Annotated in this window: 20 protein-coding genes, 1 pseudogene and 1 riboswitch; of the genes and pseudogenes, 5 read left to right on the forward strand and 16 right to left on the reverse strand. The window is 57.3% G+C overall.

The window, feature by feature from the left end; all coding sequences use genetic code 11:
• Nucleotides 1–166: 166 nt before the first annotated feature.
• From sdhB to PKO02S_RS20910, 3 genes are read right to left on the reverse strand one after another with little or no spacing between them, the layout of a single operon-like run.
• Complete coding sequence (gene sdhB / locus PKO02S_RS20900) at nucleotides 167–919, reverse strand: succinate dehydrogenase iron-sulfur subunit (RefSeq protein ID WP_127585786.1); 753 nt, start codon at nucleotides 917–919, stop codon at nucleotides 167–169.
• Between the two features lie 2 nt (nucleotides 920–921).
• Entirely contained in the window at nucleotides 922–2,682 is a 1,761-nt protein-coding gene (gene sdhA / locus PKO02S_RS20905) for a succinate dehydrogenase flavoprotein subunit (protein WP_127585787.1), read from the reverse strand.
• A gap of 15 nt (nucleotides 2,683–2,697) precedes the next feature.
• Entirely contained in the window at nucleotides 2,698–3,366 is a 669-nt protein-coding gene (locus tag PKO02S_RS20910; RefSeq protein WP_127585788.1) for a succinate dehydrogenase cytochrome b558 subunit, read from the reverse strand.
• Nucleotides 3,367–3,725: 359 nt separating this feature from the next.
• On the opposite strand from PKO02S_RS20910, the gene PKO02S_RS20915 reads away from it, so the two are divergent.
• Entirely contained in the window at nucleotides 3,726–4,619 is an 894-nt protein-coding gene (locus PKO02S_RS20915) for a LysR substrate-binding domain-containing protein (protein ID WP_127585789.1), read from the forward strand.
• Between the two features lie 28 nt (nucleotides 4,620–4,647).
• Here PKO02S_RS20915 and PKO02S_RS20920 read toward each other — a convergent pair whose 3' ends face one another.
• Nucleotides 4,648–5,313, reverse strand: coding sequence for a potassium channel family protein (locus PKO02S_RS20920; protein WP_127585790.1), 666 nt, complete (start codon nucleotides 5,311–5,313; stop codon nucleotides 4,648–4,650).
• A gap of 77 nt (nucleotides 5,314–5,390) precedes the next feature.
• Nucleotides 5,391–5,537: riboswitch (cyclic di-AMP (ydaO/yuaA leader) on the reverse strand.
• Nucleotides 5,538–5,802: 265 nt separating this feature from the next.
• Here PKO02S_RS20920 and PKO02S_RS20925 point away from each other — a divergent pair.
• Entirely contained in the window at nucleotides 5,803–7,497 is a 1,695-nt protein-coding gene (locus tag PKO02S_RS20925) for a CPBP family intramembrane glutamic endopeptidase (RefSeq protein ID WP_127585791.1), read from the forward strand.
• Here PKO02S_RS20925 and uvrC read toward each other — a convergent pair.
• The gene (uvrC, locus tag PKO02S_RS20930; protein ID WP_127585792.1) at nucleotides 7,421–9,505 is read right to left on the reverse strand and encodes an excinuclease ABC subunit UvrC; all 2,085 of its coding nucleotides are present in this window, start codon (nucleotides 9,503–9,505) and stop codon (nucleotides 7,421–7,423) included. The two genes, PKO02S_RS20925 and uvrC, sit on opposite strands and share 77 nt — an antisense overlap.
• A 95-nt stretch (nucleotides 9,506–9,600) precedes the next feature.
• Entirely contained in the window at nucleotides 9,601–9,915 is a 315-nt protein-coding gene (gene trxA, locus PKO02S_RS20935; protein WP_127585793.1) for a thioredoxin, read from the reverse strand.
• A 329-nt stretch (nucleotides 9,916–10,244) separates the two neighbouring features.
• Between trxA and PKO02S_RS20940 the strand changes: the two genes are divergently transcribed.
• Nucleotides 10,245–10,379: a YqzM family protein gene (locus tag PKO02S_RS20940; protein WP_127585794.1), complete on the forward strand. Its 135-nt coding sequence runs from the start codon at nucleotides 10,245–10,247 to the stop codon at nucleotides 10,377–10,379.
• Nucleotides 10,380–10,453: 74 nt separating this feature from the next.
• On the opposite strand, the gene PKO02S_RS20945 is transcribed toward PKO02S_RS20940, so the two are convergent.
• From PKO02S_RS20945 to PKO02S_RS20960, 4 genes are all read right to left on the reverse strand, one after another.
• The gene (locus PKO02S_RS20945; protein ID WP_127585795.1) at nucleotides 10,454–10,756 is read right to left on the reverse strand and encodes a HesB/IscA family protein; all 303 of its coding nucleotides are present in this window, start codon (nucleotides 10,754–10,756) and stop codon (nucleotides 10,454–10,456) included.
• A 69-nt stretch (nucleotides 10,757–10,825) separates the two neighbouring features.
• Nucleotides 10,826–11,788: a primosomal protein DnaI gene (dnaI, locus tag PKO02S_RS20950; RefSeq protein ID WP_127585797.1), complete on the reverse strand. Its 963-nt coding sequence runs from the start codon at nucleotides 11,786–11,788 to the stop codon at nucleotides 10,826–10,828.
• A 21-nt stretch (nucleotides 11,789–11,809) separates the two neighbouring features.
• A complete protein-coding gene (locus PKO02S_RS20955; RefSeq protein WP_127585799.1) occupies nucleotides 11,810–13,378 on the reverse strand; it encodes a DnaD domain protein in 1,569 nt (522 codons plus the stop codon).
• A 137-nt stretch (nucleotides 13,379–13,515) separates the two neighbouring features.
• Complete coding sequence (locus tag PKO02S_RS20960; RefSeq protein WP_127585801.1) at nucleotides 13,516–13,800, reverse strand: YuiB family protein; 285 nt, start codon at nucleotides 13,798–13,800, stop codon at nucleotides 13,516–13,518.
• 210 nt (nucleotides 13,801–14,010) lie between these two features.
• Between PKO02S_RS20960 and hemQ the strand changes: the two genes are divergently transcribed.
• Together hemQ and PKO02S_RS20970 are read left to right on the forward strand one after the other, a co-directional pair.
• A complete protein-coding gene (hemQ, locus tag PKO02S_RS20965) occupies nucleotides 14,011–14,757 on the forward strand; it encodes a hydrogen peroxide-dependent heme synthase (protein ID WP_127585803.1) in 747 nt (248 codons plus the stop codon).
• Between the two features lie 318 nt (nucleotides 14,758–15,075).
• A complete protein-coding gene (locus PKO02S_RS20970; RefSeq protein WP_127585805.1) occupies nucleotides 15,076–15,462 on the forward strand; it encodes a TFIIB-type zinc ribbon-containing protein in 387 nt (128 codons plus the stop codon).
• Nucleotides 15,463–15,652: 190 nt separating this feature from the next.
• On the opposite strand, the gene PKO02S_RS20975 is transcribed toward PKO02S_RS20970, so the two are convergent.
• The 6 genes and pseudogenes from PKO02S_RS20975 to PKO02S_RS21000 all read right to left on the reverse strand — a co-directional run bounded on the left by PKO02S_RS20975 (nucleotide 15,653) and on the right by PKO02S_RS21000 (nucleotide 23,139).
• Nucleotides 15,653–16,174 (reverse strand): acyl-CoA thioesterase, encoded by a 522-nt coding sequence (locus PKO02S_RS20975; protein ID WP_127585807.1) that lies wholly within the window; start codon nucleotides 16,172–16,174, stop codon nucleotides 15,653–15,655.
• A 9-nt stretch (nucleotides 16,175–16,183) separates the two neighbouring features.
• A complete protein-coding gene (gene murI / locus PKO02S_RS20980) occupies nucleotides 16,184–16,969 on the reverse strand; it encodes a glutamate racemase (RefSeq protein WP_127585809.1) in 786 nt (261 codons plus the stop codon).
• A gap of 112 nt (nucleotides 16,970–17,081) precedes the next feature.
• Complete coding sequence (locus PKO02S_RS20985; protein ID WP_127585811.1) at nucleotides 17,082–18,056, reverse strand: D-2-hydroxyacid dehydrogenase; 975 nt, start codon at nucleotides 18,054–18,056, stop codon at nucleotides 17,082–17,084.
• Nucleotides 18,057–18,386: 330 nt separating this feature from the next.
• Nucleotides 18,387–18,518: pseudogene (locus tag PKO02S_RS20990) on the reverse strand (gfo/Idh/MocA family oxidoreductase); the annotation flags it as partial.
• A gap of 14 nt (nucleotides 18,519–18,532) precedes the next feature.
• A complete protein-coding gene (locus PKO02S_RS20995) occupies nucleotides 18,533–19,363 on the reverse strand; it encodes a sugar phosphate isomerase/epimerase family protein (protein ID WP_127585813.1) in 831 nt (276 codons plus the stop codon).
• A complete protein-coding gene (locus PKO02S_RS21000) occupies nucleotides 19,360–23,139 on the reverse strand; it encodes a heparinase II/III family protein (RefSeq protein WP_164821588.1) in 3,780 nt (1,259 codons plus the stop codon). Before PKO02S_RS21000 ends, PKO02S_RS20995 begins: the two co-directional genes overlap by 4 nt.
• Nucleotides 23,140–23,350: the final 211 nt, after the last annotated feature.

Here is a 23,350-nt window from a genome sequence, read left to right on the forward strand (position 1 = left end):
CGGGTGCGGCGGTCGATAGTGCGGCGGTCGATAGTGCGGCGAAGTTGGAAGTTGGAGATGAGGCGCGACGTAGGGGGCATAAAACTGCACCCAACAAAAAACCCATCTCCCCGAGCCAAGCTCGAGAAAATGGGTTTCCATTCCATCCAACAACCAGCAAACCAACTTACATGCCAAGCCACTTCGTGAATAGCCGCTTCGTCGTGTCCGCGTTGATCGCCGCGATCGACGTCGTGAGCGGGATGCCCTTCGGGCAGGAGCGCACGCAGTTCTGCGAGTTGCCGCAGCCTTCGATGCCGCCGTCCTCCATCAACGCGTCCAGACGCTCATGCCGGTTCATCTCGCCCGTCGGATGGGCGTTGAACAGACGCACTTGCGAGATCGGCGCCGGGCCGATAAAGCTGTTCTTGTCGTTGACGTTCGGGCAAGCTTCCAGGCAGACGCCGCATGTCATACACTTGGACAGCTCGTAAGCCCATTGGCGCTTCACTTCAGCCATCCGCGGGCCAGGACCGAGATCGTACGTGCCGTCGATCGGGATCCAAGCTTTAACCTTCTTCAGCGAGTCGAACATGCGCTGGCGGTTGATAACCAGGTCGCGCATAACCTTGAACGTCTTCATCGGCTTGATGCGGATCGGTTGCTCCAGCTTGTCGACGAGCGCCGTACAAGCCTGGCGCGGCTTGCCGTTGATAACCATCGAGCAGGCGCCGCACACTTCCTCGAGGCAGTTGGACTCCCAGCAGACCGGGGTCGTCTTCTTGCCGTTCGAGTTGACCGGATTCCGCTGAATCTCCATCAGCGCGCTGATGACGTTCATATTCGGGCGGTAAGGGATTTCGAAGTCTTCCGTATAAGGCTGGGATTCCGGACTGTCTTGGCGAGTGACGGACAATTTGATCGTTTTCGTCTCGGCCATGATCAGTTCCCTCCTTTCTTCTTATCGGTCGAATAGTCGCGCTTGCGCGGCTCGATGAGCGATACGTCGATCTCCTGGTACGAAATCTTCGGTCCTTCCGGCGTCCAATCGGCCATCGACGTCTTCATGTAAGTCTCGTCGATTCGGTCCGGGAACTCCGGCTTGTAGTGCGCGCCGCGGCTTTCGTCGCGGAGCAGGGCGCTGACCGTCATCGCTTCGGCCAGCTCGAGCATGTTCCACAGCTGACGGGTGAACGCTACGCCTTGGTTGTTCCAACGAGCCGTGTCGGTCATGTTGATCTTGCCGTAGCGGGACTTCAGCTCCTTGATCTTCGCTATTGTTTCTTCCAGCCTCTTGTTGTAACGAACGACGGTCATGTTGTTCGTCATCCATTCGCCCAGCTCTTTGTGCAGCACATAAGCGTTCTCCGTGCCGTCCTTCTTGAGCAGCGACTCGTACTGGTCGACGCGTTTCTTCGTCTCACGGTCGAACACCGAGCTCGAGACGTCCTCGGCGTGTTTCTTGAGGCCTTTGATGTACTCAACCGCTTTCGGACCGGACACCATGCCGCCGAAAATCGCGGACAGCAAGGAGTTCGCGCCTAGACGATTGGCACCGTGAAATTGATATTCGCATTCGCCGGCTGCGAACAGCCCCGGAATGTTCGTCATCTGGTTGTAGTCGACCCACATGCCGCCCATCGAATAGTGGACTGCCGGGAAAATTTTCATCGGAATTTTACGCGGGTCGTCGCCCATGAACTTCTCGTAGATCTCGATGATGCCGCCAAGCTTGACGTCCAGCTCCTTCGGATCCTTATGCGACAAGTCCAGGTACACCATGTTCTCGCCGTTCACGCCGAGCTTCTGCTCCACGCACACGTCGAAAATTTCGCGAGTCGCGATATCCCGCGGAACGAGGTTGCCGTACGCCGGGTACTTCTCTTCGAGGAAGTACCAAGGCTTGCCGTCCTTGTACGTCCAGATCCGGCCGCCTTCGCCGCGCGCCGATTCGGACATGAGGCGCAGCTTGTCGTCGCCTGGAATCGCTGTCGGGTGAATCTGGATGAACTCGCCGTTCGAATAAGTAACGCCTTGCTGGTAAACCGCGCTGGCCGCCGTACCGGTATTGATGACCGAGTTCGTCGACTTCCCGAAGATAATACCAGGGCCGCCGGTTGCCAGAATCGTAGCGTCGGAACGGAAAGTCTTCACTTCCATCGAGCGCAGGTCCTGCGTGCAGATGCCGCGGCAGACGCCTTCGTCGTCAACGACGGCCGAGAGGAACTCCCAGTGCTCGTACTTCGTAACGAGACCGGCCGCTTCCCAACGGCGCACTTGCTCATCGAGCGCATACAGCAGCTGCTGGCCCGTCGTGGCACCGGCGAATGCCGTACGGTGGTATTGCGTACCGCCGAAACGGCGGAAATCGAGCAATCCTTCCGGCGTCCGGTTGAACATAACGCCCATCCGGTCCATCAAATGGATGATGCCTGGAGCGGCTTCGCACATTGCCTTGACCGGCGGTTGGTTCGCCAGGAAGTCGCCGCCGTAGATCGTATCGTCGAAATGCTCCCAAGGCGAGTCGCCTTCGCCCTTCGTGTTGACCGCGCCGTTGATGCCGCCCTGGGCGCACACGGAGTGGGAACGTTTTACCGGTACGAGAGAAAACAGGTCGACGTGAACGCCGGCTTCGGCAGCTTTGATCGTCGCCATCAGCCCGGCCAATCCTCCACCTACAATAATCACATTTGATTTAGCCATTGCCGTTCACCCTCCTTATTTATTCAAATCCAATACGCTGGTGTCCGAGAATTGAGGATCCGTGAAAGCAGTCATCGTCAGGACGAACATAACGGACATCGCAACGAAAACGCCGATCCAGATGTAAGTCGATACGCGCTGCGCCCTCGGTCCAACCGTGATGCCCCAGCTGACGAGGAACGACCACATGCCGTTGCTGAAATGGAACACCGAGCTGATAACGCCGATCAAGTACAAGGTAAATGTAACGGGATTCGTGAAAATGTCATGCATCAGAACGCCTAGCTCATCATGCGTCGTATGGCCCAGAGCAACCTGAATCCGTGTGGACCAGACATGCCAGACGATGAAGATCAGCGTAATAACGCCGGTTACACGCTGCAGCATGAACATTACGTTGCGGAAGTAACCATAATTGCTAACATTGTTGCGGGCTTGGAAGGCTACGAACAAGCCGTAGACACCGTGATACAAAATCGGCAGCCCGATCCCCACGATCTCCAGAATCAATACAAGCGGCAAATTGTTGAGCCAGTGCACCTTGTCGATGAACGACTGATGCCCGTCCGCCCCTCCGCGGAAAGCTTCATAGTTCGTCAGCAAATGCTCTACTAGGAAAAAGCCGACGGGAATGACGCCCAGCAAGGAATGGAGCTTGCGATAGTAATACGAATTTCCAGTCATGGTTAAAGAGTTCCCCCCTTGAAAAATGAATACCGCACCCTCATTTTCAGACAATCCGTATAGCCGTCCAAATAATGGACAGCCTTCAAACAAACATCTTTCATTTTACCCCGGCATGCGACAAGCGTCAACAAAATGTCACAACTCTTCACGTCGACAAGTAGTCGATAATAGCGAAGCGACAAGCGCGTTCGCCTCCGTCACTCCCTATTTTCCCAACATCATGCCGAATTAACCATATCTTGAACATTGTTTGACAACTTCATGTTACTCCCTTTACTCTTATAAGGGAAATGCCGTTTTCTAATTAAATGATATAAATATTTCGCATAAGGAAATAATTGAAGGAGAGTCTCCTCATGTTAGCCCATTTGAAAATATTCGCCACGATCGTCGAGCACAAAAGTTTGAATAAAGCCGCCCAAAGTTTGACGATCTCGCAGCCCGCCTTATCCCGCAAAATCAATCAGCTCGAGGAGGAGCTGGGCGTCCTGCTGTTCGAGCGCAAAGGCAAACGGCTCGAGCTGACGCGGATCGGCCAGATCTGCTACGAAACCGCCCTGGAGATGCGCAAGCTCGAGGAGAGGCTGCTGCGGACGATCTCGGAATATCACACGCCGGGCAAAAGCAGCATCAAGATCGGCGCCAGCTTGACGACTCTGCAATCGACGCTTCCGGAGCTGATTGCCTTATATACGAAGGATTATCCCGAAACCGACATTTCCGCCGTCACCGGCAAAACGCATGAAATCGTCTCGCTCGTCAAAGACAAAAAAGTCGACCTCGGGCTCGTAGCCTCGACGATCGACCAACCGGAGCTTCACTCCGTCTCCTTATTCGAAGACCATCTCTGCCTTGTGCTGCCCGCCCACCATCCGTGGTCCGGCCAGTCCGGCATTGAGATCGGGGACTTGCAGCATTTGCCGATGATCCTGTTCTCCAAAGGCACCTGGTACCGCATCCTGATGGATGAGTTGTTCCTTCGCTACTCGGTGGCGCCCGATGTGAAGATGGAGATTGACTCGTTCGAAGCGATTATCCGCCTCGTATCCACCTGCAATTTCGCTACCTTGCTGCCAAAGTCGTACTTGCGCAGTACGCTGCTCGACCCGAACGAGCTCGTCCTGCTCGAGGTGAAGGAGCTTCGCGAGACCGTCCGCACGACTTCGCTTATCTTTGGCGATCCGACGATGCTGGGCGCTTCCACGCTGCAGTGGATCCAGAAGGCGAAGCTGCATTACGCCACTTCATAAAGCAGGCTTAGGAGCAAGCCAAGCGGTGTTAGCGGCTAACCAGCTCTTGCTCGAATTGCTCGATTTGCTTGTTCGTGCCGATGATGACCATAACGTCCTTCTCCGCGAGCACGTCATCCGCCGTCGGCGCGATAATGACGCCGCCCTTCTTGTTGATCGCCACCACGCTGCAGCCATGTCTAGCACGCGGATCGAGATCCTTGAGCGATCGGCCGTTCATGCAGCTCGGGACGGACAGCTCCGCGATCGTGTAGTCCTTAGAGAGCTCAATATAGTCGAGCAGGTTCGGCGACACGAGCTGATGCGCGACACGAATGCCCATTTCCCGCTCCGGGAAAATGACGCGATCGACGCCGATACGCTCCAGCACCTTGCCGTGAAGCTCAGACAGCGCCTTGGCGACAACGGTCCTCACGCCGATCTCCTTGAGCAGCAGCGTCGTCAGGATGCTCGCCTGGATGTCGTCGCCGATAGCCACGACGGCGCAGTCGAAGTTGCGGATGCCGAGCGCCCGCAGCGTCTCCTCGTCTGTGCAGTCCGCCTGCACGACATGGGTCAGCTTGTCGGCCATCTCGTCGACGACCTCCTCGTCCTTGTCGATCCCCATCACTTCCAACCCTTGATTGATGAGCTCGGCGCCCAGGCTGGAACCGAACCTGCCCAAGCCGATGATGACAAATTGCTTCATTTTCATATTGCGTCTTATCCCCTTAAGCGATTATGAATGCATGAAAAAAGACATTGGAAGCCCAATGCCCTTGTGCGAACGGTCTGGTTTCCTGTCGTAGCCTACGAGGTTAGCTGACGGATTCGGATGGCAGGCCACCCTATTCGCTTCGTGCGCAAGTGCATTCGGCGAAATTCACCCCAAAATAATGGTTCCCCCGTTTTCCCTTGGAAATTCGGCTTTTTGTTCAATTGATTCGTATTATAATCCTATCCCGCTCCATCTACAAAGTCATTTTTGGCGGAAATAAGCCGTGGAAAGCGTTAACAGTGACAACCCTGCGAGAGCAGCCGGACGTTTTCACGGATTAGCCTCCACTATTGGCGAGATGCGTACGTTTTTACTCGAGAATGGCGGCGGAATGCGGAATTGGAAAAGCTCGGGATTGTGTGATAAGTTGAGATTGGACGATTGTCCTTGCCCTTATTCGCATCCCGTTCGGTAAAGGAGTTCTACATGCCCTTCTTACAGCGGTACAAATGGCTGGTATTAGCCGGCATCGGTCTGATCCTGTTCGTGGCGGCGAGTAATTTGCCGGTCGGCAAAGAGAAAGATGGCTCGGCCCTCTCGATTCCACATGATCGGACGATTTCCAAGTCGGAAGCGATACAGGCTGCCTCGGCCTGGGTAAAGCAGCGGCTCCCGTCCGGTGCCGAACCGCTCGCGGAGACGACGGTCTCGTTTCAAGCGAATACACGGCTGAGCGGTTATTTGCAAAAAAACAAGCTGGTCGCCCGGTATGCCGACACGTTTCTGTTCGACTATCCGGTCGAATACTGGCAAATTGAGCTCAGACCTTCCATCGGCAGGACGTCCGCCTACATTCTAGATTTGGACATGGCGAGCGGCCGCGTCGTCGGCTGGCGCATGAAAGCCTCCGAGCTGCTGGATGCTCCTTCCTCGAGAAGAGAAGGCCAGCGCATCGCGGAGAACTACCTCCGCGAATACGCTGGCCCGAGCGAGTCCTATGAGTATGTGCAGGGACCCGACGGCCGCAACCCGTCCCGCTATGTATTCGAGGTGCCCGATGTAAAAATCGGAGAAGCGGTCTTGCGCTACGAGCTCGAAGTGAAGGGTCGCGAGGTGACCGCCTATCACACTTCGTTCCGGGTGCCGGCTTCCCACAACGCTTGGCTGGAGAAGCAACAAGCGGCCTCCGGCGGCATGTCCCGCTGGAGCCTGATCCTCACCGGGCTGATGGCGCTCGCTGCGATTTACATGCTGATCCGGCATCGCAAGATCACCCGCTTCCGCAAAGGCCTGCTGCTCGCCGCCGTCTTCCTCGGGCTGTATCTGATGAACAACTGGAATCAGATGCCCGCCTTCCTGGCGATGGCGTTCGCGAACATGCCCGATCCGTTCGCCGGCAAAGCAGCCGCTACGGCATTCTCGATCTTGTCCGGGCTGCTGGCCGTCGCGCTCGCGCTCATGACCTACATGTCGCTCGCCGCCGGCAATGCGATGTGGCAGGCGAGGGGCATACGGCTATGGCCCAAATGGTCGGATGCTTCCTTCGGCCAAGAGACACTTCGTTCGATGGGTCGAGGGTACAGCTTCGGCGTGCTCATGCTTGGCTTGCAAGCTCTCATGCTGTGGATCGCGCAAGCCGGCTTCGGCATGTGGGCGGTGAACGATCCGTCCAGCTCATACTACAACTTCTACGTGCCGGCCTTGTTCCCGCTTATGGCTTGGGCTGCGGCCATCTCCGAGGAAGCGATTTACCGGCTGTTCGGCATTGCGCTCTTCATGCGAATATTCCGCGACCCGGTCGTGGCCGTCTTCGTCCCTAGCCTCATCTGGGCGTTCAACCATACGCTCTACCCGATCTATCCCGTATACACGCGGTTGATCGAGGTGACGCTGCTCGGCTTGCTGTTCGGCTACGCGCTGTGGAAACATGGCTTCCTGACCGCGCTGTTCGCCCATGCCGTCATTGACAGCGTGCTCATGTCGCTGCCGCTGATCGGCAGGGAGAGCGGTGCCGGCCAGTCTGCGCTAGGCATTGCCTATCTGGCCTCACCGGCCGTCGTAGGCTTCGCCATCTGGTGGCTGCACAAGAAGCTTCGCCGACCGATCAGCGAGACGGATTCTTCTTCGCCTCCTGCAGATCCGCCTCCGGGAACGGTTCCTCCGGCGCTTCCTCCAGGCTGAAGCCATCACCAGCAGCTGCTGCAGTCTCAGCCGTCTCGGCCTCGGAGCCAGCCGGCTGCTCCTTCTGCAGGGCGGCGAGAATCTCGCGCGCGAGCTTCTCGCCGATCCCGAGCGGGCGGAAATCCTCGACCGATGCCTCGCGAATTTTCTTCAGCGAGCCGAAATGCTTAAGCATCGCCTTCCGCCGTTTCTCTCCGACGTTCGGAATCGCGTCGAGCTGCGAGACGACCATCGATTTCGCCCGCGTCTCGCGGTGGAATGAAATCGCGAAACGATGCACCTCATCCTGGATGCGCTGCAGTAAGTAGAACTCCTGGCTGTCCCGCGGCAGCGGCACAACTTCCGCCGGATCGCCCGTCATGAGCTGGGCGGTCCGGTGTTTGGCGTCCTTCACTAGGCCGCATACCGGAACATAGAGCCCGAGTTCGTTCTCGAGCACGTCGAGAGCGGCGGAGATTTGCCCCTTGCCGCCGTCGACGACGATCAGATCCGGCAGCGGCAAGTTCTCCTTCAGCACGCGCTCATAGCGGCGCCGAATGACCTCGCGCATCGTCTCGTAATCGTCCGGCCCTTGAACGGTTTTGACCTTGTACTTGCGATATTCCTTGCGATCCGGCTTGCCGTCGATGAAGACGACCATGGCCGACACCGGATCCGTGCCCTGGATGTTCGAGTTGTCGAACGCCTCGATGCGGCGAATCGCTTCGGTCCCGAGCCAATTGCCCAAGTTCTCGACCGCCTTGACCGTACGGCCTTCATCCCGCTCGATCAGACGGAACTTCTCCTCCAGCCCGACTCTGGCATTTTCCATTGCCATGCCGACGAGCTGCTTTTTCTTCCCCCGCTGCGGATGCAGCACCTTGACCTTCAGCCAGCCTTCCAAAGCCTCGCGAGTTTCCTTGGACACCTTGCTTTCGGGCTCCTCGCCCTTTGCCTCTTCGCCCTTTGCTTCGTCGCCCTCGGCCTCTTCGAGCTCCGCTTCAGCTTGGAGTACTTCGGCTCCCCCCGCCTTCGCTTCCTCTATCGCAGCCGCTGCTGCCGCTACAGCAGCGCTTGCGTCGGTCGGCAGGAACAGTTCCTTCGGCAGCGCCGGATTGTCGCTATAATATTGCGAGACGAACGTGATGAAATCGTCGTACGCCTCCCCGTAATACGGGAACGTCGAGGTGCGGCGTTCGATCAGCTTGCCTTGGCGGACGTACAGGATTTGCACACACATCCAGCCCTTGTCCACGGCGTAGCCGAACACATCGCGGTCCATCGTGTCCGTCGACGTGATTTTCTGCTTCTCCATCAAAGCATCGATAGCGACGATCTGATCCCGCAGCTCTTTGGCCCGCTCGAAGTTCAACTCCTCGGCCGCCGCCATCATTTTACGATTCAGCTCGTCCTTGATCTGCTCATGCCCGCCGTTCAGAAAACGAGATATTTGCTGCACCATCCGCTCGTTCTCAGCCGGAGCTACGTCGTAGACGCATGGGGCGAGGCATTGGCCCAGGTGATAGTACAAACACACCCGGTCCGGCATCGTCCTGCATTTGCGCAGCGGGAACAGCCGATCCAGCAGCTTCTTGGTCTGTTGCGCGGCGAAAGCGTTCGGGTACGGGCCGAAATATTTGCCCTTGTCCTTGCTGACCTTTCTCGTCACTTCCAGCCGCGGCTCTTTCTCATTCGTTATTTTGATATAGGGAAACGATTTGTCGTCCTTGAGCAGCACATTGTAGCGCGGATGATGCTTCTTGATCAGGTTGCACTCGAGGATGAGCGCCTCCATGTTGTTCCCCGTCACGATATACTCGAAGTCGCAAATTTCCGAAACGAGCCGCTGCGTCTTGGCGTTATGGCTGCCGGTGAAATACGACCGCACGCGGTTTTTCAGCACTTTGGCTTTGCCCACGTAGATGATCGTGCCTTCCCGGTTCTTCATCAAGTAGCAGCCCGGCTGGTCCGGCAGCAGAGACAGCTTGTGCCCGATGGCGACGCTTACGTTTTGCCGTTCCTCGCTCATGAGTCTCCCCCTCCCCCCATAAGTGAAAGAGCCCTTTTTCAGCAAGCCGAAAAAGAGCCCTCGATCTTCATCTTGTCGTACGCGGGATGCCGAGCTTACATATGACGGCTGACCACAGTCTTCAGCGCATCCTTCGGCTTGAAGCCTACGATCTTGTCAACCGGCTGGCCGTCCTTGAACACGATCAGCGTCGGAATGCTCATCACGCCGAAGCGTGCCGCCGATTCCGGATTGTCGTCTACATTGACTTTGGCAATCTTAAGATCGCCGATTTCGGAGTCCAGCTCCTCGAGTACAGGCGCGATCATTTTGCAAGGGCCGCACCATGGCGCCCAGAAATCCACAAGAACCGTACCGGTCGACTCCACCTCGGATTTGAACGATTGGTCGGATACATTAACGATGGACATGATAGTTACCTCCTTCTCTATGCTTGCAAAACCCGAATGGTCACAAAACAAGGCGCCCAGCCGCATTCGGTCCGTCTCCGCTTCCGAAACGATTGGGTATGCTGTAATATTAATCAATTTTGGTCAACATGTAAAGTATGCGCCAAATCGGTGTTTTTCATGAACGCGCAGGGCGAGCTAAATTCCGGATGCATGCGGCGCCAAGAAGGGGCGCATAATGGAAGGAAGCGGCACCGATGCCGATTTGTCACCTTCTCGTCACTTTACAGGCACGTTCCGGTTGGGTATACTAATCACATCAGTATGGCTGTTTTTAGGAGGCATGTCGGATGAACGATCCTAGACTTCACGTCAATGAAGAACCAAGCAACGATTTCCTCGATGTAGCCATCGGGCTCGGCGCGACTTTCGGCTTGTTCTTCCTTATGGCACTTGTTGCGACAATTATCAAGATCTACGTATAAATTGCCGCGCGCAAACATCGAAACGGAGCCATTCCTCGGGGGAAGGCTCCGTTTTACGTTACTTGCTGCGTTTCTTAATGGTCGCCGTGATTGCCCTTGCTCGGGTTGATGATCATGAACCCTTCTTGATCGCCGTACAGGTAGTCGATCTTCACGCCGTCCAGCAGCGGCTGATCCTTCTGCACGATGACCGAGATGCCCTTGTCCGTCTCGACTACGACGTCATTCGCGCCCGGCTTGTCCAGATCGAGGCCATAGTGGGCGTGGTCGCCGTGCGCATGCGTCACGAGGACGCGAAGCAGCAGCTCCTTGTTCTCTTCCTTGTCCAGCTCCGTTTGAATCACTTTAGCTGCATTGCGCGTTATTTTCACGTTCATGCCGATCTCTCCTTCGATTCCAAATATGCTCCTATATTGTAGAATAAGGCGGTGGGGAAAGCAATCAGCCTATTGCGGTTTGCCCGCCCCCCGTTTGTTGAAGCCACCTATCTTGATCACATCGACGAAAGGCCGAATGCGGTCCATGATGCGCTGTCCCTTGAACTCTTCGTCCCCATCGCGGCTCGTGAAGCTGAAATGTCGTTCCAAAGCATCCAGCTCATAGTTGGACGTGAAGAACGTCGGCTTGCGGTTCATCCGATAGTTGAGAATCGCACCCATCACATGATCGCGCACCCAAGGGCTCAAGTTCTCCGCGCCGATGTCGTCGAACACGACCAGGTCCGTCTCCTTCAAAATATCGACCGTCTCCTTCAGCTTCTGCGGCTCCTGGATCATCGACTTGAGGTCCTCGACGAAATCCGGCATGTAGACGATCGCGCCGGTCAATCCTTCCTTGGCGAGCTGGTACAGCAAGTACGACATGAGGTACGTCTTGCCCGTCCCGAACGGACCGACAAGGTACAGCCCCGTACGCTGCAGCCCCTGATCCTTCGTCTGGTCGATGTAATTCTGCAGTTGGCCGACCGCCTGGGTTCGATCCATGTCCATGAACAGAATCTGTTCGCTGGAATAGCCTTCCTCGAGCGCCTTGACGTCTACATAGAAGCTGCGAATGCGGCTGCGGATCGTGTCCTGGTTGTTTTTGGCGATCCACTTTTTGCACGAGACCTTGTAGTCGTGAATGTAAGTCTGGCCGTTGATCTGTTCGACATTGAGGCGGGTGTAATGGCCTTGAAAATCGTTCGGGCACTTGTCGAGGCCGGGACAGCTCGTACAATTGCGGTACTCGACGACGTATTGGTACAGCCGGTTCATATGGATCTTGAGGGTCTGCTCGTCCAGTTCCGGATGCTTCATTCGCAGTTTGGCAATGAGCGGATCGTCCAGGAGCTCCCGGATCGTCTGCTCGGCCTGCTTCATGAACGACAGATCCGGTAGGCCCGACAGCAAACGCGATAACGATTCCATCCGGGGTTCCTCCTCTCATCTCTATTTCTTCAGCTTCCCGTCCAGCTTCTGCGCGCGGCGGCGCATCTCCTCCAGCTGCTCTTGCGTGAGCTGAGGGGCGGTGGGAATATCGGTAATGATCGATATTTTGGGCTTCTGCGACTGCTGGGCGTTGCCGGCTCTGCCGTTGTTGTAGCTGCGGCGGCCTCCTGGGGCTGCTGTGGAGGTTCGGCTGTCCTTGCCTGCTGCAGACGCGGAATCGCGCCCGCCGGTCCGCTTCAGCGTCTGTTCACGGATATATTCGACCGCCTGCTCATAAGTGCCTACACCCTTGGCGAGCATATTGGAAGCGACGGAGTCGATGTAGCCCTTCGTCCAGGACGATTCCTTGTAGACGTGCAGGTGATGGATCATGACGTTGATCACTTCATCCGGCAGCTTGTAGTTAATATCGATTTTGTCGAAAATATCGGCCACCGTCTTCGGTACGGTCCCCTTCGGGAAAAAGCGGCTGAGCAGCTGCGTGTAAGGCTCGTTGCGAAGCAGCGCGTTGTACTGGTGAATGTCGCACTGTCCAATGAAGAGCGTCGGCACTTCCAAATAGTAGCTCATCTCGACCGTCTTCTCCTCGATGCCTTCCCACTGGGAAGACTCGCGGCTGTTCGAACGTCGGACGGCCTCGGCCGCCGCTTCCGCCTTGACGATATGGCGCTCCCGCTCTTCGTCGCGCTTGCGGCCTTGTCGGTAATTCATGTTTGCCTTGTATTGGAGCAGGTCAACCTGCAGCTCGCCGGCTTCATCGAACACGCCGTCCTCGTCCAGCAGACGTACCGTATCTTGCAGCGTGAGCGAGAATTTGCGCGCGGTCATATTGATCGCGATCATCTGCTGCGGCTCATAACGAAGCGCTTCGACGAACGGACGGTTGGCCGATTCGCGCGGGAACCGGGTGATGATCTCCGTGTAATGGAACGCTTTGCTCGTCACGTCCAGGCCGGATGAGCGCTCGCGAGTTGGAGCCGTCTCGTAGAGCGCCTGCTCCAGCTCGAAATCGATAACGGATGTGTTCAGCTGGAACAAGTCGTAGAATGGCACGGAGATGTTCTCGGCGACGGCATCCGGATCGGCCAGCTCTTCCGGCTCCTGGCACTGGAACGACTCGCGAAGCGCGAGCACGGCGTATTTGCCGACCTTGTCCCTGAGGAGCATGACGAGGTGCTGGTTTTTGAAAAACTCGTCCGGCGCCAGCGGTGCGAGCAGCTGGTATTCGTACATGTAATCGTCGATCGCCGGGAAATAACGTCGCGTCGTCTGCAAGAGCCCGACCGCCTCCAGCTTCGACGTCGTCTCGATGAAGATCTTGCGCCCGCGTTCGCCCGGCTCCAGATCGAGCGCCAGGAACAGCTTGCGCTGCTGCTCCAGCTCGGAATAGCCGAGGCGATCGGCCGGCACTTGGCCCGCCAGCGTCTGGTAGATGCTGATCGCGTACGCGCCTATCATCGGCTGATAGATGCTCGTTAGCATTTTCAGCTCCAGAACGCCCAGCGCAAACTCGCGGTATACATAGAACCGATGGTTTTCGGTAAAATGGTGCATGTTCGAAATTCGCATGGTGCATGCTCCTATCTATCGACCTTTCGACAAGAAAAGTCGACTTCTCTCATTCTATCATAAATGGAGAAAAAAAGACTCCGCCCTTTTTCCCGACGGAGTCCTTCCTGTCTCGCTTCCATACCGTTGTCGAACCGTTAGAACATCTTGAATCCGCGCTCCCGCAATGCTTTGATCGCCGACCCGCTCAGAAACGCTCCGAACAGCCCGCCGATAAACGGCGTATAGTCGACAATCGTGTTGCCGGCGAGATTTTCCCACAGCGTGCCCGATTCCCAAGCCCAGTACAGGAACATTCCGATCACCGCAAGCACGTATAAATACACCGGGAATACCGTCGTCTTCAACAGCATGTTGAAAATAAAGCCGATCCCGAACGCCAGCACGAAAATTAGCAAAGCCGCAATGACCAATTGAATCATGGTCGATCCTTCCTCCTGCCGAATAGCGAATTCATCTCCTTTTAGTGTAAAAAGGGACGGGCCTAAAGTCAACCCGCCGCTCGGAACCGATGGCTGATTGATGTTATCGGCGCTCCAATTGGTGACAGCTCTGTGACAGCGTTTGCCCTTTGGGAGGCGTTTCGCTACAATACTGGTAAAACCTTGATTGATAAAGGAGCCCTACGACCGATGAGCGATGCCGTACAAACACTGGAAGGCTGGTACGCCCTTCACGATTTCCGCACGATCGACTGGACCGCCTGGAAGCAGCTAAGCGCCGAAGAGCGTGCCAGCGCCGAGGACGAGCTATACACGCTGCTGCAGGAGTGGCGCACCGTGGAGGCAGACAAGCAGGGCAGCACCGCCTTCTACAATATCGTCGGGCAGAAAGCCGATTTCGTCTTCATGCACCTGCGCGAGACGCTGGAGGAGCTGTCGGCGATCGAAACCGCGTTTAACAAAACCACATTCGCTCGGTACACGAAGCCTGCCTACTCTTACGTGTCCGTTGTCGAGCTGAGCAACTACATGTCCAAGCCGGGCGTCGATCCGATGGAAGATCCGGAAGTGGTCGCCCGCTTGAAGCCGACCTTGCCGAAGACGCGCCACATCTGCTTCTACCCGATGAACAAACGCCGCTCGGGCGGTGACAACTGGTACATGCTGAGCATGGAAGACCGCCGCGCGATGATGCGCAGCCACGGCATGATCGGCCGCAGCTACGCGGGACGCGTACGCCAGATCATCACCGGCTCCGTCGGCTTCGACGACTGGGAGTGGGGCGTGACGCTGTTCGCGGACGAGGCGCTGACGTTCAAGAAGCTCGTGTACGAGATGCGCTTCGACGAAGTGAGCGCGCGCTTCGGCGACTTCGGCGACTTCTACGTCGGCAATTTGCTCGACGAAGCGAAGTGCCGCGAGTTGTTGCGGGTGTAGGGAAATGAATAGAAGACCTCCTGAACGCTGCTATAGCGTTGGGAGGTCTTTTGACATTTCACCGACTATTCGAGTTCTTTGCCCAGCAAAGGCAACAGTCGGTCGTAGGCGATCACATCGATCAGATCCTGCTTCAAGAAGGTGATAAAGTACCCTAGTTACACATTCGACATTTTCCAACAAATCCCTTATTTGGTTATGAGGAAATTGAGAAAAATAGAAACCGAAACGAATTTTCTAACGTATGAAACTAGTGGCGGCTTCTGCGATAACCGTTTTCTTATTGCGAGATAGATCCCGTTTAGGAGGCTGATGCATATGAAATGTCCGGTTTGCAGCGACGTACGCATGCGCGAGGTGGAGAAGGATGGCATCCTGATCGATGTGTGTCCGGATTGCAAGGGAGTCTGGCTTGACCGAGGCGAGTTGGATAAGCTGATGGCGGGTGTAAAGGAATTCCGCCAAGATTATGAGCGCGAGATGAGGAGCCGAGGCGGCTCGCAGCCGCAGGGGTATCCGGACCGCGATCGGCCGGCGGCGGCGTACAACCAGGAGCAGCGCTATGATAGCGACCGCAAGTACGAGAAGCGCTATGATGACGATGACGACAAGTACAAGCAATATCCGAACCAGGGTTACGGTCACGGGTATCCGAAGCATAAGAAGAAAAAGTCGGTGTTCGACGTGTTCGAAGATTTATTTTAGATAGCAGCCGCTTATGGGGACGCAGCAGAGGGAGCATCCTTTGCACCAACTCCGGCTTCCTGCACCTTCTGGAGCCCGAGTTAGTCCATTTTTGCACCAACTCAGGCTTCCTGCACCCTCTGGAGCCCGAGTTAGTCCATCTTCCCCTCCTGCGCTCATACTGGCCGGATGGTGCGTAACAGGGATTCCCTCACTCCCAAGAGTAAGTATCGGTCAAGTAACCCGCGAACTTCTTGCTCTCCTCCCGCCGCAGCTTGCGGATCTCCGCCCGCTTCTCTCCCGTCTCGTGCAGCCGCTTCTCTTCCTCCGTCTCCGGCACGACTAGCGGCACGGGAATCGGGGTCATTTTCGACTCATCGAGCGCGACGAAGGTCAGGAACGAGGTGGCGGCGATCTTACGGACACCGCTCCTCAGATCCTCGGTGATCACCTTGACGAACACTTCCATCGAGCTGCGACCGGTCCAAGTCACGAACGACTCCATCGTCACCGACTCCGTCGTCAGGATCGGCAGCAGGAAATCGACCGAGTCGGTCGAGGCCGTCACGACGAAGCAACGGCAATGTTTGGCCGCCGCGATCGAGGCAATGTCGTCCATGCTGGCCATCAGCTTGCCGCCGAACAAGGTGTTGTGGTTGTTCACATCGGTCGGGAACACCCGGAATGTCCGGTAGCATCTCGACTCCTTGCAATAACGTTGCCGCTGTTCCATGCGATCCCCCTATTGTATGCTTCGATATAGCTCGAGCGCCTGCTGCATTTTCCGAATATAGGCTTCTTCTCCGCCCGAACACAGAAACCGGATCGTTCCGCGTCCCTCCGGCGCTCCCCCCTCGACCAAGTCGAAGCGGGCCAGCTGCTCCTGCAGCCGCTTAACGGTCCCCCTGCTTCCGTCGATAATCGAGAGATGCGTGGGCAGGATCCGCTCCAGCATCCGCTTATAGAACGGATAATGCGTGCAGCCGAGCACAATTGTACCGTATTCTTCCAGCTTATAGGATGCCAGCTTCCTATGAAAATATTCCGGCAGCTCCGTCTCGTCGAAATTGAGCGCTTCGCAGTATTGGACAAGCTCCGGCAGCGGCAGCGAATCGACGATGCTCATGTCGTCCACACGGCCGACTAGCTCCTGGTACTTCGTCAGCTGCAGCGTCAGTTGCGTGGCCAGCACGAGCACCCGCCGACCGGTGGGCCGGTTCATCTCGACGGCGGGTTTGACCGCCGGCTCCATGCCGATGATCGGGATGTGCGGGTACAGCCGACGCAGCTCGCCAATCGCAATGCTGGTCGCCGTATTGCAGGCGATGACCAGCGCCTTGACCTCCTGCCGCATGATTGCTTCCACCGCATCGAGGATGAACCCTTTCACCTGCTCCATCGGCTTCGGTCCATAAGGAACATGCAGCGTATCGGCGTAATACAGCCAATCCTCCTGCGGCATGCGATCAATAGCCTCGCTCAGAACCGTTATTCCGCCCAGCCCCGAATCAAAAAAAGCGATTCTCACCGGTCGTGCACCTCCAACATCCGACTCCGTCAGTCCGTCAGTCATCTTATCGATCTATTTTATTCCTCCGGCGCACCGTTTAGCAAGATTTCTGAGCCGATTACAATCCATCTCAATACTGGCGGTCCAAATCGACGCGGTTGCGCGAAGGCTCGCGGCCGGCCGCATAGTCTCGCAAGTTGTGCAGGAATACCTCGAGCGCGCGCTCCTGGTAGTGAACCGTCGAGCCCGCATTATGCGGCGTGACAATAACGTTGTCCAACGCCCAGAGCGGGCTGGACGCCGGCAACGGCTCCTGCTCGAAGACGTCGAGCCCCGCGCCGCCCAGACGTCCGCTAGCAAGCGCCTCGATCATTGCCTCCGTGTCGGTCGTCGCCCCCCGGCCGATGTTGATGTAGACGGCGCGGTCCGGCATAAGCGCGAATTGCTCGCGGCCGATCAGCTGCCGCGTCTCGCTCGTCAGCGGCAGCGTGTTGACGACATAGTCGCTGCGCCGCAGCACGTCGGGCAGTCCGGCGAGATTGTACATCTCGTCCACTTGAGGCGACGGCTCGCCGGAGCGGCGGACGCCGAGCACGGTCATGCCGAACGCCCGGCAGAGGCGGGCCGTCTCCTCGCCTATCGCGCCGACGCCGAGGATGCCGACCGTGCGGCCGTGTATTTCGCCGAGCGGCCCGACCAATTGCCAGTTCGCTTGCGCTTGGTTGCGCGTCGTGAGGTGAAGCTTGCGGGCGAACGCCAGCATCATCCCGAGGATCGTCTCCGAGATCGGGTAGGCGTGTACGCCGCTTGCATTCGTGAGCAGGACGCCGTGTTCGGCGAACCGCTTGCAATCGATCGAATCGACGCCCGCTCCCCACGCTTGTACCCAGCGCAGCCTAGAGTCAGGCGTCAGGCTGAGCTCCAATTGCTTGCGCCAACCGATCGCAATTTCCGCTTCGGCCAACAGCGCCGCCGTCTCTTCCAGCGTTTTGCCGCCCCTGCCGTCCAAGAGCTCCCAGCCTGGCGCCGTTTCGAGGATCCGTGCCTTCTCCGATTCGGACAAGGCGAGCAGCAATAAAATTTGTCCCTTCCGTTTCTCACTCATGATGAGCCCTCCATTCCTGATTGCGGATTCTACCTATTACCTAACAGTATATACTAGAATCGCCGATAAGCCGAAAGGAGCGGAAGAAAAATCGGATCGCTAAGTAACCTTGCTCTTCTCTGAAAATTCGCCCCATTTTCAGCATCCATGATGCCGCCTCGAAGCATCGGTGTCTCCAGCCCGAAATATTCGGACTACCCCAGCCGACAACTCACCCATTTGCAGCCTCAATAGCTTCCAACGCACCAAAAAACCGGCACCTGGGCAGTCAGGTGCCGGTTGTCGGGTGGCCGGGCTTACAACGGACCGGCCACAGAAGGCTGCAGCGGCGTCGGCCTGGCGCAGCAGCACGGGGCCGCCGTATGTGTTCGGGTCGGGGACCCGAAGCGTCCCTTCGCTGCCATAGATCTCAATACGCGGCAAGTCGGTGCCGCCCTTGATGTCGAAGCTCGTGATCAGCGTGCGACCGCCCCGCTCTAGACGGCTAATGTCAAGCCGAGCTTGTTCTCGATGTACTCCTTGCAGATCCGCAAGCTATTGATCGGCGTGCTCAACGAGCGGTCGATCTCAACTGTCAGCCAGCCGTCATAGTTGATTTCCTTCAGCACTTCAATGACCGATGGGAAATCGACCGGACCGAGCCCAAGCTCGCAAAAAATCGGCATTTGCTCGTCGCCGCTCAAGATCGGGAAATGGGACAAATCCGGCTGCTCCGGGAACACGTCCTTCAGGTGCAAATAAGCGATCCGATCCTTGTAGCGGCGCATAATGACGGCCGGATCCATACCCGCGCGAAACAGATGTGCCGTATCCGGGCAAAAGAACACGTAACGCGGATCGGTCAGCTCCATAATCGCATCCACTTCGCTCTCATCCTGAATCTCCGTGCGCAGATGCGGGTGGACGCATGCCTTCACGCCCAGCTCCAGGCAGCGTTTGCCCGCCTCGTTCATCGTCTCCGCCGCAATCTTCAGCTCCTCGAGGGTCGTCCCGCCCTCCGTACGCGGTCCGCGAGGCCCGAAGACGATCCGGTCACTGCCGCAAGCCGCGGCGAATCGGGCGACCTGCACGTTGTAATCGAGCAGCTCTTGACGATTGGCCAGTTCGGTGAATCGACCTACGCCGTACAGCGCCGAAAGCCGGAACCCGTACTGATCGAACAGCTCCTTGAACTCCTCGATGCGGTTCTCATATTGCAGCGCGAGCCGCGTAAACGTCTCGCAAGCCTGATAGCCCAACGTAGACGCCTCTTGCATCCCGTGTACGAAATGGTCGCCCCATGTGATCAAGTGACACGATATTTTCATCGGTCGGAGAACCTCCCAGTATGATGTAAAGTGAACCGGTCGCCGGGCTTCACGTCGGCATAAACTTCGCGTCCTTCGTAGAGCACCGTCTCCTTCTTGCCGAGGCCGAGCCGTTTCTGCGGCTGCTTCCAGTCGGCGTCCATCCGGATCAGAGACATGTCCGAGCGGAATGCAAACCTTCGTCCCTCCAGAACCGGTTCGAACATGTAGTAGGTGGAGGGCTTCAAATAGTCGGAGGAGTCGAGCAGCGCCACCTTGCCCTTCAAACTCCGTGTAAAATCAGCATCCGCAAGGCAGTCCAGCTCAATCTCGACTCGGCGTTCGTGCAGGTCGACTTCAACGACACGGCCGGATATCGCAGGAGCATCCGCCTCGAACAGATGGACGCTGTCCGAGATGCGCGTATACCCCACCGCTTCCATCTCGACGAGCTTATCTCCGCGGTAGCGCAGCAGCAACGACCCAGCATCCGTCTCATACACACGACCGCCTAGGTCCACGAAGCTCGCGACACCGCGCTTCTCCCCATGTACAGCGATCACGATATCGCGATGCAGGCCGTCGGCAAACACAACCTCAAGCCCGACCGGCTTGTAGCCGTCCCCGCTTTGCCCTTGCAGCTTCAACCGCCTGACATGCCTAATAAACGAACCATCCCGCTCATGCGGCTCCAACACACTCGCATACACAGCCCGATGCCCGGCAATACTCTCCTCGCCAACCGTATCCGTATCCGCATCCGCCTCGTCCCGCCAGACCACCATCGGCTCCCAGCGCGACTTGCGCATCTCCTCGCCCCCTCGCTCGCCGAGCGCGCAGACGATCTCTCGCCGCTCGCCAGGCTCCGGAGCCGTATGCACCTTCAGCGCCGCCCCCGCATAACGATACGTCCAGCTGACGGGCCGATCCGTCTCCAGCTTGCGCAGCGCCTGCATCCAGCCGAGTCCCGGCTTCGAATACAGCTCGACATGCTCGCCGGCCATCGTACCGCTCAGCTCCCGCCAAGCTCCCGCCACAGCAGCCCCCTCGCCGCCAAACTCCACCTCGTCGAACGAAATATCCATCCCCATCGTGTTGTAATCGAACGTCCGTCCGCCAGTCAAATAGTTCAAGTCGACGACATATGCGTCCTTCGGGTCCGGTGCCTGAACGACGAGACACCAGCGCTCATAATGCGTGCCCGGATACGCCGTCGTATTTTCCATGCCCGATACTTGCAGCAGCTCGCCCTCATAATGGCATTTCACCCGGGAATAAGAGGGCATCTGATTGCTCCCGTCTACAATGACGACCGTACACGCCGCCGAATGCACCTCCCACTCGTCGAATTTCGGGCTCAGCCATGTGAACGGATAGCCTCCGATCGGCGAGAACAGATGGTAGCCGTACGCTCCGATCCAGAGCCCAAGCTTGTCCCCGTGCTTATGCCCGGCCGACGGATGCCCGTACAGCACGACATGCTTGCAATTATGCGGATTCGTCCCCGCCCGCAGCACGCTCGTCTCCGAATCCTCGATGAGAAACGACGGCTGAATCGAGGCGACCTCCACCTCAAGCCCCTTATACCTCTCGTAATCCACCCGCTCCCCGGCCGTCGCAAGCAGCAGCAGTCCGTGCTTCACGTTCGTCATGTACATCGAATCCGTCCGGTATCGAGCGAGCTCCTCATCCTCGAACGCCGCCAGCATCGGCCCCAGCGCCTCTCGTGCGGACGGGCTTCTCGCAAAAATTATTTCAAACGCCTGGCTATACCTGAACTTGCCATTCACCCGGTCCTCTGAAATCGGCTCTACGTTGTCTGCAATCGTGTCCCCGAACATCGGCGTCAATCCGCCGCAATACAGGCGCGAGTACAGCTGGATAACTTGCCGGATCCCATATTCCGGATTCTCGAACAGATTGAGGCCCTGCGGAAAATAAATATCGTCGCGGAAGCCGTAGTTGTTGTTCGCCATCATCGTCACTTGGTCGCAAATTTGCACGACATAGCCAAGCGAATCATAGTGGTACCGACCGTCGCGAAAAAAATTGTTCCGCACTTTCGCCTTCAGGCTGCTTCCCCCGACATTCAGCACATGATGCATCAGCTTGCCGCTCTCCATGAAGCTTGCCAGCAGCAGCTCCAGATTCGTGTAACGCAGCGACCAATCCGCCGTGCGGGTACGCTCGATCTCGCAGCTGTACAGGATGAAGGGAATCATGTCCTGCACAACCGCCTTCAGGCAGAAACGGTCCGAACGTTCCTTCCCTTCCGCATCCGGCTTCCCGGCAAATACGGCCGCTAAGTCCCCTTCCACCCGATCGATCGTATCGTACAGCAAGTCCAGCGAGTCAAAATAATTCGTCAGCCAGTGGCATTCCGTCGTCGTCGGCTCCGCAATCTGAACGGTGTCGTAGTAGCCCGAGCCGTAGTTGCCGTTCATATAAGGGATCAACTCGCCCAGTCGTCCTAACAAAACAAGCGCCTTGCGAGCGTACGCCTCATCCCCGGTTAAATGATAGGCGAACGCCAAATTCGGAATCGCACCGGCAAAGCGTACACCCGTTGTCTCCGGACAAATCGTCGGATCTTCCAGCACCGAGCAATAAGGAGTCCCGAGCAGCATGGAGATCAGGAAGAGACGATAGGACGCCGTGAACATGTACCTCGCCCCTGGAACCGGAAACCCGTCAGGCGCAACGAACCCGCCGCCATCGTCCTCAAGCTCCACCTCTTCTCCCGTCTCCGGATTCATCAGCGTCATGCCAACCCGCCACCAGGACTTCGTATGGATGCTGTAATATTCATAAGGCCGCTCCAGGCAAACCTCGAAAGCCGTACGTTTGCCCCCGTGCAGCGGATTGCCGAAAAACTGCCCGACCGACAGCGACCGCGGATTGCCCGTCGGCACCAGATCGAACAGCTCTTCGTCGCTCTTCGCCGCCCAATAATCGGCGATCTCGACGATCCCGGCGCGCATGCGCCGACCCCAGTCGGTCGTGGACGCCTTCCGCTTCGCTCGCTCCACGTCCTCACGGCTGAGCCGCCCCGTGAAGCCCCGCCGCTTCTCCGCCATCAACGCAATAATATCATCCGGGATCCAACGCCGCTCCCATTGCTTGTAATGCGTGCTGCCGTACGTCTGCACCTTCTCGGCCCAGGCGGCCAGCTCCGCCTCGTTCAAGCCGCGCGTGAGCAGCATATCCCCGTTGCCTACGCCGCCGGACGGACGGTCCCCCTTGATCCCCGACCAGGAAATAAAATCGCCGGCCAAATTATTGAACGGATCATCCTTCGGATCCTTCAAAATGCGCACCGCATTGAAGCCGATCACCCGATCCTCTTCCGAACGAATTCTCAAGTGTGTCAGCGGAATCTCTACCACGACCCGCTCATGGCCTTCCTGCTCCGACTCCGCCTTCACGCAGATCAGCCCTTCGGGCAGCGGAAGCTGCTCCGCCTCATAGTTGTGCTCCTCATAAAGCACGCGCCCGTCCGGCTTCAACCGCAAGACAAACAGGTTATGCCGTTTGCGCCGCGTGCTGCCCCGGTCGAAAAACAACAGCACCTCGCCATGGTCCCCGCCCCGGCTCGCCACATGCTCGTACTCCAGCAGCACGATCAAACGGGTTCCCTGGGTGTAGGCCTGAAACGAGATGCTGTGCGTCGTCTCCTCCAGCTTCGCATGCTTGCGGCGAAACTGCACATCCGCTACCAAAAACTTCGACGAGCGCTCCACCGCTCGCCCGCTTCCCCACTCATGTACCGGATACACCGGATACAAATGCTCTTGCACTTCTATCCCCTCCCCTAGCGATTCCTTCAAGCTTCGCTTTTTGAAAAACGACCAGGAAAGCTTCATAAGCCGAGCGGAAAGTTTACGGGCCGCCTTTGAAAACGTGTTCCATCCGATGAAAGGTTTTAGTAGAAAAGGAACACGGTTTCAAGAGCGGCTGGAGCCGGCTTATAAGCTTGGAATGGCTTCGTTTTTCAAAAAGCTTTCTTCG

The sequence above is a fragment of the Paenibacillus koleovorans NBRC 103111 genome (assembly GCF_004000845.1).
Taxonomy (GTDB): domain Bacteria; phylum Bacillota; class Bacilli; order Paenibacillales; family NBRC-103111; genus Paenibacillus_AA; species Paenibacillus_AA koleovorans.